General features: G+C 71.1%; 16 protein-coding genes and 3 tRNA genes. 13 read left to right on the top strand and 6 right to left on the bottom strand.

Annotated elements, in window-relative coordinates:
• Positions 1 to 4 precede the first annotated feature (4 nt).
• The 5 genes from QIY60_RS10065 (at position 5) to QIY60_RS10045 (ending at position 5203) form a co-directional block, all read left to right on the top strand.
• Complete coding sequence (locus QIY60_RS10065; protein WP_283145881.1) at positions 5 to 1561, top strand: NADH-quinone oxidoreductase subunit M; 1557 nt, start codon at positions 5 to 7, stop codon at positions 1559 to 1561.
• Positions 1558 to 3186 (top strand): NADH-quinone oxidoreductase subunit N, encoded by a 1629-nt coding sequence (locus QIY60_RS10060; protein WP_283142088.1) that lies wholly within the window; start codon positions 1558 to 1560, stop codon positions 3184 to 3186. Before QIY60_RS10065 ends, QIY60_RS10060 begins: the two co-directional genes overlap by 4 nt.
• 163 nt (positions 3187 to 3349) lie before the next feature.
• Positions 3350 to 3805 carry an MscL family protein gene (locus tag QIY60_RS10055; RefSeq protein WP_283142087.1) on the top strand — a complete coding sequence of 152 codons (456 nt, stop codon included), beginning with the start codon at positions 3350 to 3352 and terminating at the stop codon, positions 3803 to 3805.
• Between the two features lie 148 nt (positions 3806 to 3953).
• Positions 3954 to 4817 (top strand): zinc metalloprotease HtpX, encoded by an 864-nt coding sequence (htpX, locus tag QIY60_RS10050; protein WP_266982521.1) that lies wholly within the window; start codon positions 3954 to 3956, stop codon positions 4815 to 4817.
• Positions 4814 to 5203: a YccF domain-containing protein gene (locus QIY60_RS10045; protein ID WP_190092178.1), complete on the top strand. Its 390-nt coding sequence runs from the start codon at positions 4814 to 4816 to the stop codon at positions 5201 to 5203. The genes htpX and QIY60_RS10045 overlap by 4 nt, the downstream gene beginning before the upstream one ends.
• Positions 5204 to 5420: 217 nt before the next feature.
• Here QIY60_RS10045 and QIY60_RS10040 read toward each other — a convergent pair whose 3' ends face one another.
• Positions 5421 to 6638, bottom strand: a complete 1218-nt coding sequence (locus QIY60_RS10040) for an amino acid permease (RefSeq protein ID WP_283142086.1) — start codon at positions 6636 to 6638, stop codon at positions 5421 to 5423.
• 106 nt (positions 6639 to 6744) lie between these two features.
• On the opposite strand from QIY60_RS10040, the gene QIY60_RS10035 reads away from it, so the two are divergent.
• Positions 6745 to 7017, top strand: a complete 273-nt coding sequence (locus QIY60_RS10035; protein WP_283142085.1) for a GlsB/YeaQ/YmgE family stress response membrane protein — start codon at positions 6745 to 6747, stop codon at positions 7015 to 7017.
• 25 nt (positions 7018 to 7042) lie between these two features.
• Here the strand turns inward: QIY60_RS10035 and QIY60_RS10030 are convergent, their stop codons facing one another.
• The 3 genes from QIY60_RS10030 to QIY60_RS10020 all read right to left on the bottom strand — a co-directional run bounded on the left by QIY60_RS10030 (position 7043) and on the right by QIY60_RS10020 (position 8877).
• Positions 7043 to 7708 carry an alpha-ketoglutarate-dependent dioxygenase AlkB gene (locus QIY60_RS10030; protein ID WP_283142084.1) on the bottom strand — a complete coding sequence of 222 codons (666 nt, stop codon included), beginning with the start codon at positions 7706 to 7708 and terminating at the stop codon, positions 7043 to 7045.
• Positions 7709 to 7717: 9 nt separating this feature from the next.
• Entirely contained in the window at positions 7718 to 8260 is a 543-nt protein-coding gene (locus QIY60_RS10025; RefSeq protein ID WP_283142083.1) for a methylated-DNA--[protein]-cysteine S-methyltransferase, read from the bottom strand.
• A gap of 128 nt (positions 8261 to 8388) precedes the next feature.
• Positions 8389 to 8877, bottom strand: a complete 489-nt coding sequence (locus tag QIY60_RS10020; protein ID WP_101389577.1) for a YajQ family cyclic di-GMP-binding protein — start codon at positions 8875 to 8877, stop codon at positions 8389 to 8391.
• 192 nt (positions 8878 to 9069) lie between these two features.
• Between QIY60_RS10020 and QIY60_RS10015 the strand changes: the two genes are divergently transcribed.
• A tRNA-Tyr gene (locus QIY60_RS10015) sits at positions 9070 to 9151 on the top strand.
• A gap of 150 nt (positions 9152 to 9301) precedes the next feature.
• Here QIY60_RS10015 and QIY60_RS10010 read toward each other — a convergent pair.
• A complete protein-coding gene (locus QIY60_RS10010; protein ID WP_283142082.1) occupies positions 9302 to 9958 on the bottom strand; it encodes an NAD(P)H-binding protein in 657 nt (218 codons plus the stop codon).
• A 187-nt stretch (positions 9959 to 10145) separates the two neighbouring features.
• Positions 10146 to 11414, bottom strand: coding sequence for an amidohydrolase family protein (locus QIY60_RS10005; protein WP_283142081.1), 1269 nt, complete (start codon positions 11412 to 11414; stop codon positions 10146 to 10148).
• 564 nt (positions 11415 to 11978) lie between these two features.
• Here QIY60_RS10005 and QIY60_RS10000 point away from each other — a divergent pair.
• From QIY60_RS10000 to QIY60_RS09975, 6 genes are all read left to right on the top strand, one after another.
• Positions 11979 to 12051: transfer RNA gene (locus QIY60_RS10000), tRNA-Thr, on the top strand.
• Between the two features lie 44 nt (positions 12052 to 12095).
• A tRNA-Met gene (locus QIY60_RS09995) sits at positions 12096 to 12168 on the top strand.
• A 97-nt stretch (positions 12169 to 12265) separates the two neighbouring features.
• Complete coding sequence (rpmG, locus tag QIY60_RS09990; protein WP_003956487.1) at positions 12266 to 12430, top strand: 50S ribosomal protein L33; 165 nt, start codon at positions 12266 to 12268, stop codon at positions 12428 to 12430.
• Positions 12431 to 12557: 127 nt separating this feature from the next.
• Complete coding sequence (locus tag QIY60_RS09985) at positions 12558 to 13010, top strand: MaoC family dehydratase N-terminal domain-containing protein (RefSeq protein WP_283142080.1); 453 nt, start codon at positions 12558 to 12560, stop codon at positions 13008 to 13010.
• Positions 13011 to 13012: 2 nt separating this feature from the next.
• The gene (locus tag QIY60_RS09980) at positions 13013 to 13447 is read left to right on the top strand and encodes a MaoC family dehydratase (protein ID WP_283142079.1); all 435 of its coding nucleotides are present in this window, start codon (positions 13013 to 13015) and stop codon (positions 13445 to 13447) included.
• An 86-nt stretch (positions 13448 to 13533) separates the two neighbouring features.
• Positions 13534 to 14100, top strand: coding sequence for a TetR/AcrR family transcriptional regulator (locus QIY60_RS09975; protein WP_283142078.1), 567 nt, complete (start codon positions 13534 to 13536; stop codon positions 14098 to 14100).
• The last annotated feature ends 33 nt before the right edge of the window (positions 14101 to 14133 follow it).

Genomic DNA, 14133 nt, shown 5'->3' with positions numbered 1-14133 from the left:
CGTGATGCAGTTCCTTCTCGCGTTCATCGTGGTCGGCCCGCTCGTCGGCGCGGTGGCGGCGCTGCTGCCCGCCCCGCCCGGACTGAAGGGGAAGTCGCCCGGCCAGGCCGTGCTCCGCCACGGCGTGACGGTCACCGGCGCGATCCTGCTCGCGGCGATCGTCCTGGCGCTCGGCTTCGACCGCGACCACCCGTCGAAGATGCAGGCCACGACGGACATCAAGTGGATCCCCACGCTGAACGTGCGCATCCACCTCGGCATCGACGGCATCTCACTCCCCCTTCTCGTCCTGACCGCGCTGCTGACCTTCCTCTGCGCGCTGTACAGCTACTTCAAGATGCCCGCGGGCCCGTCCCCGAAGGCCTTCGTCGCTCTCCTGCTCGTCCTGGAGTCCGGCACCCTCGCCACCTTCGCCGTCCTCGACCTGCTGCTGTTCTTCCTCGCGTTCGAGATGGTCCTCATCCCGATGTACTTCCTGATCGCCCGCTGGGGCGGCGACCAACGGCAGGCCGCCGCCTGGAAGTTCATCCTCTACACCCTGCTCGGCTCCGTCGTCATGCTGCTCGGCCTGCTGCTGATCGGGCTGAAGACCGGCACATTCGACATGGTGGCACTCGCCACTGACAACGGCCGGGGCATGACCACATCGGTGCAGGTCATCGCCGTTTTGGCGATCGGTATCGGGCTCGCGGTGAAGACCCCGATGTGGCCGCTGCACAGCTGGCTGCCGGACGCCCACACCGCCGCGCCCACCGTCGGTTCGGTGCTGCTCGCCGGTGTGCTGCTGAAGATGGGTACGTACGGGTTCGTCCGGATCGTTCTGCCGATCGCCCCGGATGGAATGCACCGGTTCGCCCCGTATCTGGCCGCTTTCGCCGTCGCCGGGATCATCTACGGATCGCTGGCCTGCCTGGCCCTGGCCAAGCGCGGCAACAAGGGCGATCTGAAGCGCCTCATCGCGTACTCCTCGGTCGGCCACATGGGCTTCGTGCTCCTCGGCATCGCGAGCATGACCCCCACCGGCGTCAACGGCGCGCTCTTCGCGAACATCGCCCACGGCCTCATCACCGGCCTGCTCTTCTTCCTGGTCGGCGCCCTGAAGGACCGGTACGGCACGGCCGACCTGGACACCCTCTCCGGCGCGACCGGCGCCGCGCTCTACGGCCGGGCCCCGCGCCTGGGCGGCCTCCTGGCCTTCGCGGCGGTCGCCTCGCTCGGGCTGCCCGGACTCGCCGGGTTCTGGGGCGAGATGCTCTCGATGTTCGGCGCGTTCGACCCCGCCGACGGCCTGAGCCGCCCCGCGTTCCTCACCTTCGTGGCCATCGCGGCCGTCGGCACGCTGCTCACCGCCGCGTATCTGCTCGTCGTCGTCCGCCGCGTCTGCATGGGCACGCCGGGCGCACAGCCCCAGGAGCCCCGGCTCGTGGACGTCCAGGGGTACGAAGTCGCCTCCTGGAGCCCGCTCGTCGCCCTCACCGTCCTCGCCGGCCTCTGGCCCGCGGTCCTCCTCGGCCTCACCGATCCGGCCGTCCACAAGCTCCTCGCAGGAGGCAAGTCGTGACCGTGGCCGCCGCAAGCGCCGCATCCGTCACCGGCGCCGCAAGCGTCGTCCAGTCCGTCGACTGGCTCGCGATCGCCCCGCCGGTGATCACCGCGTCCGTCGCGCTGATCGTGCTGGTCGCCGACCTGTTCCTGCCGCAGCAGCGCAAGCCGCTGCTGGGCGGGCTCGCGATCGCCGGACTCGGCGCCGCGCTGCTCCTCCTGATCCCGCTCCACAAGTCGACGCGCTCGACCTTCTGCCTCACCACCAACCCCGAGGCGTGCAGCTACACCGTCGACCGCTTCACGCTGGTGCTCCAGTTCCTGGTGCTCGGCGGCGCCCTGCTCACCGCGCTGCTTTCGGTGACGGAGCCCACCGGAAGCAAGGAGAAGCTGCCCGCGGGCGAGTTCTGGTTCCTGCTGCTCTCCTCGGCCGCCGGCGCCGCCCTGCTGCCCGCCTCCCGCGACCTGGCCACCCTGGTCGTCGCCCTGGAGGTCGCCTCGCTGCCGGCCTTCGCGCTCGTCGGCCTCAAGCGGGGCGACCGGCTGTCCTCGGAGGCGGCCCTCAAGTTCTTCCTCTCCTCGGTGACCGCGACCGCGGTGATGCTGCTCGGCGTCAGCTTCGTGTACGCGGCGACCGGCACCCTGCACCTCACCGAGATCGCCAACCGTCTCGCCGACGTGCCCTACCAGTTGGACACCGTCGCCCAGACGGGCGTCGCGCTCACCCTGGTGGGCTTCGCCTTCAAGACGGCGGCGGTCCCCTTCCACTTCTGGGTCCCCGACACCTATGTGGGCGCGCCGCTGCCGGTCGCCGCCTATCTGTCGGTCGTCGGCAAGGCCGTCGGATTCTCCGGCCTCATCCTGGTCACCGTCATCGCCTTCCCGGCGTACGCGGACGTGTGGGGCCCGGCGCTCGCGGTCGTCGCCGCGCTGACCATGACCATCGGCAATGTGGGCGCGCTGCGCCAGTCGGCCACGCGCGCGTACAGCGCCATCCGGCTGCTCGCCTGGTCCTCGGTCGGCCAGGCCGGCTACCTCCTGGTGCCGATCGCGGCCGCGGGCTACTCCAGCGACGCCCAGGTCGGCGCGACCGTCGCGTACGCCCTGATGTACGCCGTGGTGAACCTCGGCGCCTTCGCGGTGGCCGCACTGGTCGCCCGTACGCGGCCGCTGAACCGTATCGCCGACTACCGCGGCCTGTACGCCGAGCGGCCGTTCGCGGCGCTCGTGCTCGGCTTCTTCCTGCTCTGCCTGGCCGGTCTGCCGCCGGGCATCATCGGCCTGTTCGCCAAGGTGACGGTCTTTTCGGCGGCGGTCGACGCGGGCCTGGGATGGCTGGCGGTCGTCATGGCGTTCAACGTCGTCATCGCCCTGTACTACTACCTGCGGTGGACCGCCGTACTGTTCCGCGCGCCGGAGGAGGCGGAGGCCGCACCGGAGGCCGCCCTCGCGGAGGTCGCTTCTTCAGAAGGTGCGGCCGAGGGCCCGGGTACCGGTGTGGTGGGTGTCCTCACCACGCGCCCCGTGCGCCTCGCCGTCCCGGCTCCGCTGACGCTCGCCATCGCACTCACCGCCCTGGCGGCCGTCGCCCTCTCGGTCATGCCCCAGATCGCTCTGCACTTCGCGTCCATCAGCCTCTTCTGACCCGGTCGGCCGATGCCCGGCCGGCCCATCGGGGCACCGGTTCGCGCAGCGGGTTTGAACTCTGGCGTCCGGACAGGGCAGTGTCGTACGCGCGTACGTGTGCGCACGCGTGCCCGTACGGCGAACGGCCGGCCGGGCAGCCGGAGACGACTAGGAGCGAGCAGTGCTGAGCGGGTTCAAGGACTTCATCCTTCGCGGGAACATAGTGACGATGGCCGTCGGTCTGGCCGTCGGATCGGCGTTCACCGCCGTGGTCACCGGCTTCAGCACCGCCTTCATCACCCCGCTCATCGGCCTCGCCACCCGGTCGACGGGCGACTTCACCGCGGCGACCTTCAAGGTCGAGGGCGTCGAATTTCCCTACGGGAAATTCATCAGCGCGGCCATCGCCTTCGTGATCACCGCAGCGGTGCTCTACTTCCTCGTTGTCGTCCCGATGATGAAGGTGCAGGCGCGGCTCGACCGCGACAAGCCGGTCGACATCAAGGCCGCCCTGCGCGACTGCCCCCGCTGCTACACCCAGGTCCCGGGCATCAGCACCCGCTGCGCGCACTGCACCAGCGAGCTGGAGCCCGACCCGAAGGCCCTGGAGCTCGCGGGGCTGCCCGCGCCGCGCTGACCCACCCGTACGGAGTAGGGCGCCCTCCAGCGCGCACAAGGGAACCAGCGGTCCTCGTCTGGCGTTGACCAGTACGGGAGCGTCCACTGGAAAGTGGAAGGACCATCAGGCAAAGGGTTCCCCTGCCGCACCATTTGGAGGGCGTACCGTGCACCGCCGGCACAACGGGTTGAGGACCGCCGTCCTTCTCGGAGGACTGTCCGCGCTCATCATCGTCATCGGCAGCTTCTTCGGGCGTACGGGGCTGATCGTCGCGCTGCTCGTGGCGCTGGGCACCAATGCCTACGCGTACTGGAACAGCGACAAACTGGCCCTGCGGGCCATGCGCGCCCGCCCGGTCAGCGAATTCGAGGCCCCGGCGCTGTACCGGATGGTCCGCGAGCTGTCGACGGCCGCGCGCCAGCCCATGCCGCGCCTGTACATCTCGCCGACCCAGGCGCCGAACGCCTTCGCGACCGGCCGCAACCCGCGCAACGCGGCGGTGTGCTGCACGGAAGGGATCCTGCAGATCCTGGACGAGCGGGAGCTGCGCGGCGTGATCGGCCATGAGCTCAGCCATGTCTACAACCGGGACATCCTGATCTCGTCGGTCGCCGGAGCGCTCGCCTCCGTGATCATGTTCCTGGTCAATTTCGCCTGGTTGATCCCGGTGGGCCGGTCCAACGACGACGAGGGCCCGGGCATCGTCGGCATGCTGCTGATCATGATTCTGGGGCCGCTCGCGGCGTCCGTCATCCAGCTGGCGATCAGCCGCTCGCGCGAGTACGAGGCGGACGCGTCCGGCGCCCAGCTGACCGGCGACCCGCTGGCCCTCGCCAGCGCCCTGCGCAAGCTCGACGCGGGCACCAAGCAGCTGCCGCTGCCGCCCGAGCCGCGGATCGAGACCGCGAGCCACATGATGATCGCCAACCCCTTCCGCCCGGGCCAGGGCGTCTCCAAGATGTTCTCGACACATCCGCCGATGGCGGAGCGCATCGCTCGACTCGAACAGATGGCAGGTCGCCGCCCGTGAAGACAATCCTCAACGTCATTTGGCTGGTCCTGTGCGGCTTCTGGATGTTCCTGGGCTATCTGCTCGCGGGTGTCCTGCTCTGCATCACGATCATCGGCATCCCCTTCGGCCTGGCTGCCTTTCGTATAGGCCTGTACGCGCTCTGGCCGTTCGGGTACACGGTTGTGGAGCGGCCGGACGCGGGCGCCGCGTCCTGCATCGGCAATGTGCTCTGGCTGATCCTGGCGGGCTGGTGGCTGGCGCTCGGCCACATCGTCACGGGCTTCCTGCTGTGCATCACGATCATCGGGATCCCGCTGGGCATCGCGAACTTTAAGCTGATCCCGGTCTCGCTGCTCCCGCTGGGCAAGCAGATCGTGCCGACGGACCAGCCGTTCTACCGGTAGACGGACCAGGTTATCCACAGGCAGTCGACGGAGAACATGCAGGTCAGGACCGGTCCGGGGCGAGCGCCGAGTCGATTGTCAGCGGCATGGTCCACCATGAAGCCATGACCGAGAACGAGATGGCGTCCGGGACTTTCCCCGCGGGGTTCAGCGGCCGAATATGAGGCCGCGGCAGGCGTAGCGTGCCGTGGCGTCTCGCTGCGGCCGGTGCGGACTCTCAGCGCCGCCGCACGGCGTACGCGACCGCCCCCACGGCCAGCACCGAGCTGCCCGCCACCACCGACGACGGCGGCAGCGCGAAGGCGAGCAGCAGACACCCGGCCAGCCCGCAGGCCGCGAGCAGCCGCCCGCCGCGGCCCGGACCGAGCGTCCAGGCCGACGCGTTGGCGATCGCGTAATAGACGAGCACGCCGAACGACGAGAAGCCGATCGCCCCGCGCAGATCGGCCGTCGCCGCCAGCACCGCCACCACGGCGCCCACCGCGACCTCCGCCCGGTGCGGCACCCGGAACCGGGGGTGCACGGCGGCCAGCGTGCCCGGCAGATGGCCGTCCCTGGCCATCGCGAGGACCGTGCGCGAGACCCCCAGCACCAGCGCGAGCAGGGACCCGAGCGCGGCGATCGCCGCCCCGGCCCGCACCACCGGCACCAGCGCAGGCGCGCCCGCCGCCCGCACCGCGTCGGCGAGCGGCGCCGACGCCCGCCCCAGCCCGTCCGCGCCCAGTACGGAAAGGACAGCCACCGCGACACAGACATAGACGGCCAGCGCGATGCCCAGCGCCAGGGGAACGGCGCGCGGGATCGTCCGGGCCGGATCGCGCACCTCCTCGCCGAGCGTGGCGATCCGGGCGTACCCGGCGAACGCGAAGAAGAGCAGCCCCGCCGCTTGGAGCAACCCCGCCCCGCCCCCGGACAGCCCGACGTCCGGGTGCCCGGCGGCGGACGACCCCAGACAGGTCGCCACCACCGCCGCGAGGACCGCGAGCACCAGCGCCACGATCGCCCGCGTCAGCCACGCCGACTTCTGCACACCCCCGTAGTTCACGGCGGTCAGCGCCACCACCGCCGCGACCGCCACCAAGTGGGCCTGCCCCGGCCAGACATAGGCGCCCACGGTCAGCGCCATCGCCGCACACGAGGAGGTCTTGCCGACGACGAACCCCCAGCCCGCCAGATAGCCCCAAAACGTCCCGAGCCGCTCCCGCCCGTACACATAGGTGCCACCGGACGCGGGATAGCGGGCGGCGAGCCGCGCCGAGGCCATGGCGTTGCAGTACGCGACGGCCGCGGCCAGCGCCAGCGCGGCCAGCAGCCCGGTCCCGGCCGCGTCCGCCGCGGGGGCGAGCGCGGCGAAGACCCCGGCCCCGACCATCGAGCCGAGCCCGATGACCACGGCGTCGAAGACGCCGAGGGTGCGGCGCAGTTCCTGTGTCATGCGCCGCACCCTAGCCACCGGCGCAACCGCGGCCCGAACGGAGGACGTCTTTCCGTACAACACGACATGACATAAGACGACACCGAACGAAAGGCAGGTTCAGGACATGGGCATCATCAGCTGGATCATCCTCGGCCTGCTCGCCGGAGCGATCGCCAAGATCCTGCTCCCCGGGCGGGACCCGGGCGGTCTGATCGGCACGACCGTCATAGGGATCGCGGGTGCGTTCGTCGGCGGCTGGATCTCGGCCCGCTGGCTGGACCGCCCCATCGCCAACCACTTCTACGACGGCGCCACTTGGGCGGCGGCGGTCGGCGGCTCGCTCGTGCTGCTGATCGCCTACCGCATAGTCTTCGGCAACTCGCGCGACCGCCGCTGAGGCGAACTGCCAGCGGGCAGGCAGGTCAGTCCTTCAGCCCGGTCTCGCGCAGCGTCAGGTTGAGGCGGCCGCCGGGCAGGCCGATGACCGCCGGGTCGCCTGTGCCCGGGAGGACCTTCGGTACGCCGTGGTAGGCGAAGCGTGAGGGGCCGCCGAAGACGAACAAGTCGCCCGAGGCCAGCTCGACATCGGTGTAGGGGCGGCCCCGGTCCTCGGTGTTGCCGAAGCGGAAGAGGCAGCTGTCGCCGATGCTCAGGGAGACCACGGGCGCGCCGGACCGCTCGTCCTTGTCCTGGTGCATCCCCATGCGTGCGTCGCCGTCGTAGAAGTTGATCAGGGCGGTGTCGGGGGAGTAGCCGTCCCCGGCGGCGGGGTCGTCGTACGCGTCGGCCACCGCGGCGCGGCCCAGCGCGGCGAGCCAGTCGGGGAAGGGAGCGACGGGACGGCCGTTCACGTCGTCGGCGGTGCGGGTGTACCGGTAGGGCTGCCAGTGCCAGCCGACGCAGACGGTCTGCACGGACATGACTCCGCCGCCCGGCAGCACGGTGTGCCGGATGGGGACGGGCCCCCGCGCCCACTCCCGGCAGGCGGCCACCAGCTCCCGCTGCCGTTCGGGCGGGAGCCACCCCGGCACGTGCACGGCGCCGGGTGCGACGACGGCGCGCGGCCGGGGGAACAGGGCGTCGCTCATCTGCCGGGGCTAGCGGGGCGTGCGGGGACTGTCGGGGCCGCCGAGTGCCGCCACCAGGGCCCCTTCGAGCCCCAGCAGCTGCTCCTTGCGCTCCAGGCCGCCCGCGTACCCCTTCAGGGTGCCGTCGGAGCCGATGACACGGTGGCACGGGCGTACGACGAGCGCGGGATTGCGGCCGATGGCGGTGCCGACCGCGCGCACCTTCACCGAAGAGGCGCCGATCCGGCGGGCGATCTCCCCGTACGAGGTGGTGGCCCCGTACGGAATGGAGTCCAGCTCCGCCCAGACCTGCCGCTGGAAGTCGGTGCCCGTGCCGGGCGCGTACTCGATGTCGAAGCGGGTCAGCTCGCCGCCGAAGTACGCCCGCAGCTGGCGGGCGATCTCCTCGAAGGCCTCCGGCGCCCGCCGCCAGCCGTCCCGGACGGCGGCGGCGCCCTTCTGGCCGGGCATGGAGAGCGAGACCAGCGCGGTCCCGCCCTTCGCGGTGGCGGACTCCTCACCGACCAGGAGCAGTTCGCCCAGCGGGCTGTCGAGGGTCGCGTAGACCGTCATCGCACGTTCCTTTCCTTGCGACGAGTCCTCACGGACGAGTCCTCGTCTACGAGTCCTCACGTACGAGACCGAGTCTGCGACCCCCGCCCGGCCGGCGCTGGCGGAAATCGGACAGCACGTCCGAGGGGTCAGCGGTAGTTCACGAACTGCAGCGCGAAGTCGAAGTCCTTGCCCTTGAGCAGGGCCTGAACGGCCTGGAGGTCGTCGCGGCTCTTGGAGGAGACCCGCAGCTCTTCGCCCTGCACCTGCGCCTTGACGCCCTTGGGGCCCTCGTCGCGGATGACCTTGGCGACCTTCTTGGCGTTCTCCTGCGAGATGCCCTCCTCGATGGAGGCGAAGATCTTGTACTCCTTGCCGGAGAGCTGCGGCTCGCCGGCGTCCAGCGCCTTGAGCGAGATCCCGCGCTTGACCAGCTTGGTCTGGAAGACGTCGAGGATCGCGTTGACGCGGTCCTCGGAGTTGGCCTCCATCAGGATCTTCTCGCCGGACCAAGAGATCGACGCGCCCACGTTCTTGAAGTCGTAGCGCTGCGAGATCTCCTTCGCCGCCTGGTTGAGGGCGTTGTCGACCTCCTGCCGCTCGACCTTCGAGACGATGTCGAAACTGGAGTCGGCCATGTCCTGTGGCTCCTTGTATCGGGTGCGTGGGGGTACGGCCTGGCTGCCGAACCGCTGCCCCAAAGCCTAGCCACCCATGCCCGCGCGAAGCGCTGATCAATCGGGTGGCGAAGCACCCCCGGGCATCAGGTATCGTTTACGTCGTTGCCAGGGAGCACCGCGAAAGCGGGACCTCCACCGGCGACATCCCATGGCGGTGTGCCCGAGTGGCCAATGGGAGCGGACTGTAAATCCGTCGGCTTAGCCTACCCAGGTTCGAATCCTGGCGCCGCCACGCGATGTGAGACCCCCGTTGAACTGCGGAAACGCAGTTCGGCGGGGGTCTTCTCGTTGTGCCTGGGGCGGGCATCCGAGGCCTTCGCCGTGCGGCCGGTGTGATCTTCCCGTCGTTCGCCCCGGACCCCAGCCCTCCCCCAAGAGCCCCTCAGTTCCCCGCCACGTCCTTCACCGCCACCGTCACCGGCACCGACCCGCTGATCGCCTCCAGGGTCAGGCCTGCCGTGGCGGGGGTGTCGATCAGTTCGGCCAGGAGCGCGGCCACGTCGTCGCGGGGGATGGGGCCGCGGCCCGTCGAGGCGGCCAGGGTGATCAGGCCCGTGCCGGCGTCGTTCGTGAGCATTCCGGGGCGCAGGATCGTCCAGTCCAGGCCCGGGCGGGCCCGTACCGCCTCGTCGGCCGAGCCCTTGGCGCGCAGATACGCGTCGAAGATCTCGTCGCCCTCGTGGCGCGGGTCCGCGCCCATCGAGGAGACGACCAGGTAGCGGCGTACGCCCGCCCGCTCCGCCGCGTCGGCGAAGAGGACCGCCGCCGCGCGGTCCACCGTCTCCTTGCGGGCCGCGTCGCTGCCCGGGCCCGCGCCCGCCGCGAAGACCGCCGCGTCGGCGCCCTCCAGGGCGGCCGCGACCTCGCCCACGGACGCCGACTCCAGGTCTAGTACGACGGGCTCGGCGCCCGCCGTCCGCAGGTCGTCCGCCTGCTCCGGCTTGCGGATGATGCCCGCGACCTCGTCCCCGCGCGCCGACAGCAGCCGCTCCAGCCGCAGCGCGATCTGACCATGGCCTCCTGCGATGACAATGCGCATGTTCACGACCGTACGCCGGTGCGCTGCCCGGCGCGCCCCCGCGAGCCCCTTCGGGTGCCCCGCCCCGCCCGGCCTGTGCGCCGTCCCTGCTGGGTCTGTGCCGCCCCCCGCCGGGCCCGCGCCGACCCCACCGGGCCCGCGCCGCCCCCACCCGACCCCCGCCCCACCAACCCGCATCCAGCCGCCCTCACCCCCCGGAATCCGCCCGCCCCTGCCGCGGCAGATCCAGCGCCACCGCCGCCGCCGAGTCGCAGTACTCCCGTACCGCGCTCGTCCGGGCCACCACCCGGCCGCGGTGGATCACGATGCGGCTGTACGCGAGGGACAGGACGCCCGCGATGCGTTCGCCGCGGACCGCCAGGAGCTCCGCCGGGAAGCCCGCCTCCACGCGGACCTCGGGCAGGCCCATCGCCTCCCGGGCGGCCGTGCTCACCGCGCCGTACGCGTCCTCGGGGCGCAGGCCCGCCTGGGAGGCGAGGAGGTACGCGGCCTCCAACGGGTCGCCCCGGCCCACCGGGTTGGCGAGGTCGCGCAGCGCGCCGCTGCCCGCCGCCACGCGCACGCCCGCCGCCTTCAGCATCCTTACGGGCGGCATGCCCTGACGGGCCGTTCCATGACGCTCAGTCATGCCGCAGCCGCCCTGCGGCAGGCAGACCACCGCGACGCCCGCCGCCGCGAGCTGGTCCGCCGCCCGCGCCGCCGCCTCGTGCGGCAGCCGGGACAGGCCCGCGCAGGGGCCGATCACCACGCTCGGGCGCAGCCCGGCGGTCATCGCCGCGAGCCGGGCCAGGCGCGCCGGGTCGTCACCGTCCGTGTGCAGGTCGACCGCGCAGCCGTGCTCGGCGGCGATCTCCAGGACCGCCTCCGTGTACCCCGCAGGGTCCGGGTCGAGGTCCGGGCAGCCGCCGACCACCGACGCGCCCATCTTCACCGCGTCCCGCAGCATCGCGAGACCGTCCGCGCCCGCCGCGCCGGTCAGCAGCCGGGGCACCGCCACCACGTTCAGCTCGGCGAGCCCGCGCAGCGAGCGGCGGGTCTGCAGGGCGGCCTCCAGCGGCTCCAGGCCCCGTACGTCGTCGATCCGCACGTGCGAGCGCAGCGCGGTGGCGCCGTGGCCGAGCTGGAGCAGGGCGGCCTCGGTGGCGCGGCGCTGGACGTCCTCCGCCGCGTACGAGACCGGGCCCTCGGGGCCGAACGCGGTCAGCGCCGTGTCGCTGTGCGCGTGCGGCTCGGCGGGGGCCGGGAGCAGCAGGAAGCCGTTCAGGTCGACCTTGGAGAAGTGCGCGGCGAGGCTGCCCGCCGTCCCGACGGCCTCGATGCGGCCGCCGCCGAGCCGGACGTCCACGGTCCGGCCGTCGGCGAGCCGGGCGCCGGACAGCAGGAGCGTGGTGGCGGCCTCGGCGGGGCCGTCCCCGGTGCCGGGGGAGTGGGCCGGCTGCGAGTGGCTGTCGGACATCGCGCTCCAGGTGGTCCTCGGGGCCCCGCGGGGCCTTCAGGGCAAGATCACGCAGCGTGAGCCGAGCCTAGGGCCTGCCCGGTGGATCTGGTCGGCACGCGGGGGTTGGCGCGCCCTCCCCCAAAGCCTGAAGGGCCAGTGGGGGGACCCCGGCCGCGTTGTCGTCGGTTGCCATGGCTCGGCCATGGCGCCCTCCTCCGCCTCGCGGCATTGGGGTCTCCCCTGCTCGAACGAAGTCGAGAGCTTGGGGAAGCGCCAGACCCCGCTCAGCAGCACCGGAACGGCGCCCCGGAGCCAACCGGGTCCACCGGACCGACCCTAGGGGCGCGCCCCGCGCGCATCGAGGAGGAGCGCAATAGTCGTACCGGTGTGCCCACGAGTGGCGTACGGGACGCCTGGGGCCGGGGAGGGCGGAAGTGGTTCGCCATCGGGTCCCACCCGCCTCCGGACCCCCATGAGCCCCCTGCGGGAGCCGCCCCGCGGCGGCCGTCCGACGGCTCCGTGGCGGCCCGGCGAAACGGATTTGGGCGATCGGCGGCCGACCGTGTAATGTCTTCATCGCTCGCCCCAATAGCTCAGTCGGTAGAGCGTCTCCATGGTAAGGAGAAGGTCTACGGTTCGATTCCGTATTGGGGCTCTGGTGAGAGGGTCCCCGCCCACAAGCGGGGACCGGATCATCAAAGCGGTGTAGCTCAGTCGGTAGAGCAAGCGGCTCATAATCGCTGTGTCACCGGTTCAAGTCCGGTCACCGCTACTTTAAGTAGCAACAGTAGCCGATTGTGGGGTCGGTCTCCCGATCGGCTACTCTTTTATGCGTTCATCCGTCTACCCGTCCGTCAAGGAGCACTCACGTGGCTGCCACCGACGTCCGCCCGAAGATCACGCTGGCCTGCGTGGAGTGCAAGGAGCGGAACTACATCACCAAGAAGAACCGGCGTAACAACCCGGACCGTCTTGAGATGAAGAAGCACTGCCCGCGCTGCAACTCGCACACCGCGCACCGCGAGACCCGCTAATCACGGGTTTAGCACTCAGGCTCGTACGAGAGGCCGTTCCCTGTTACGGGGGGCGGCCTCTCGTCGTATCCCGTTCCGCAGGTCACCAAGCAAGTCCGTAGATCACCAAGCAGGAGGTTGCGAGCCCATGGCGCTCGACCAGTCCTTCGTGGGGCGGACCTATCCGCCCACCGCGCCGTACGAGGTCGGCCGGGAGAAGATCCGCGAATTCGCCGAGGCGGTGGGGGACGCCAACCCCGCGTACACCGATCCGGAGGCCGCCAAGGCGCTCGGGCACCCCGATGTGATCGCGCCGCCGACCTTTGTGTTCGCCATCACGTTCAAGGCCGCCGGCGATGTCATACAGGACCCGCAGCTGGGCCTGGACTACAGCCGGGTCGTGCACGGCGACCAGAAGTTCGCGTACAAGCGCCCGGTGCGCGCGGGGGACCGGCTCACCGTGACCTCCACCATCGAGGCGATCAAGTCCCTCGCGGGCAACGACATCCTGGACATCCGTGGCGAGGTCCACGACGAGGCGGGCGAGCACGTCGTGACCGCCTTCACCAAGCTCGTGGCCCGCGCGGCCGAGGGGGAGTGACGATGAGCGCCAAGATCCGTTACGAGGACGTGGAGACCGGCACCGAGCTGCCGGCGCAGTCCTTCCCCGTGAGTCGCGCCACACTCGTGCAGTACGCGGGCGCCTCGGGCGACTTCAACCCGATCCACTGGAACGAGAAGTTCGCCAAGGAGGTCGGGCTGCCCGACGTCATCGCGCACGGCATGTTCACCATGGCGTCGGCGATCCGGGTGGTCACCGACTGGGTGGGCGACCCGGCGGCGGTCGTCGAGTACGGGGTGCGCTTCACCAAGCCGGTCGTCGTGCCGAACGACGAGGCGGGCGCGCTCGTCGAGGTCAGCGCCAAGGTCGCGGCCAAGCTGGACGACGAGGCGAAGACGGTCCGGGTCGACCTGACGGCTATGAGCGCGGGCCAGAAGGTGCTCGGCATGTCGCGCGCGGTGGTCGCGCTGGCGTGAGCCCGTGGAACGGCCGCCGGGGCGGGAAACCGGCGGCCGTTCCGCAGGGGTTGCGAAGTTAGTTATTGGCCACTAACTTTAGATTCATGGTCAGGATGAGTGCGGAGGAGCGGCGCGAGAGCGTCGTACGGGCGGCGATGAGTGAGTTCGCTCACCGCGGCTACTACGGGACGTCCACCGAGGCGATCGCCAAGCGGGTGGGTGTCTCGCAGCCGTATCTGTTCCGGCTCTTCCCGAACAAGCCGGCGATCTTCCTCGCGGCGATGCACCGCTGCATGGAGGACACCGTCCGGATGTTCGCCGAGGCGTCCGAGGGGCTGCGCGGCGAGGAGGCGGTGCACGCGATGGCGAACGCGTACACCAACGTCATCGCGGAGGAGCCGGAGCGGCTGCTCATGCAGATGCAGGTGTACGTGGCGGTCGCCGCGGCCGAGGCGGCGGGCGACCACACCTTCGGCGAGGCCGTCCGGCGGGAGTGGATGGAGCTGTGGGACGCGGTGAGCATCCCGCTGGAGGGCTACAAGGACACCACGACGTTCCTGGCGTACGGGATGCTGATCAACACGCTGGTGGCGATCGGGTTCCCTCCCGATCACCGGGTGTGGGAAGAGATCTATCCGTCCGCGCGGGCGAAGGGCCGGCTGGAGAAGTAGGCCCCTTCGCGGGGCCGGGTGCGGCGCACCCGT

The sequence above is a fragment of the Streptomyces sp. BPTC-684 genome (assembly GCF_030028635.1).
In the GTDB taxonomy this organism is placed as follows: domain Bacteria; phylum Actinomycetota; class Actinomycetes; order Streptomycetales; family Streptomycetaceae; genus Streptomyces; species Streptomyces noboritoensis.
This window is presented reverse-complemented; position numbering and strand designations above follow the sequence as displayed.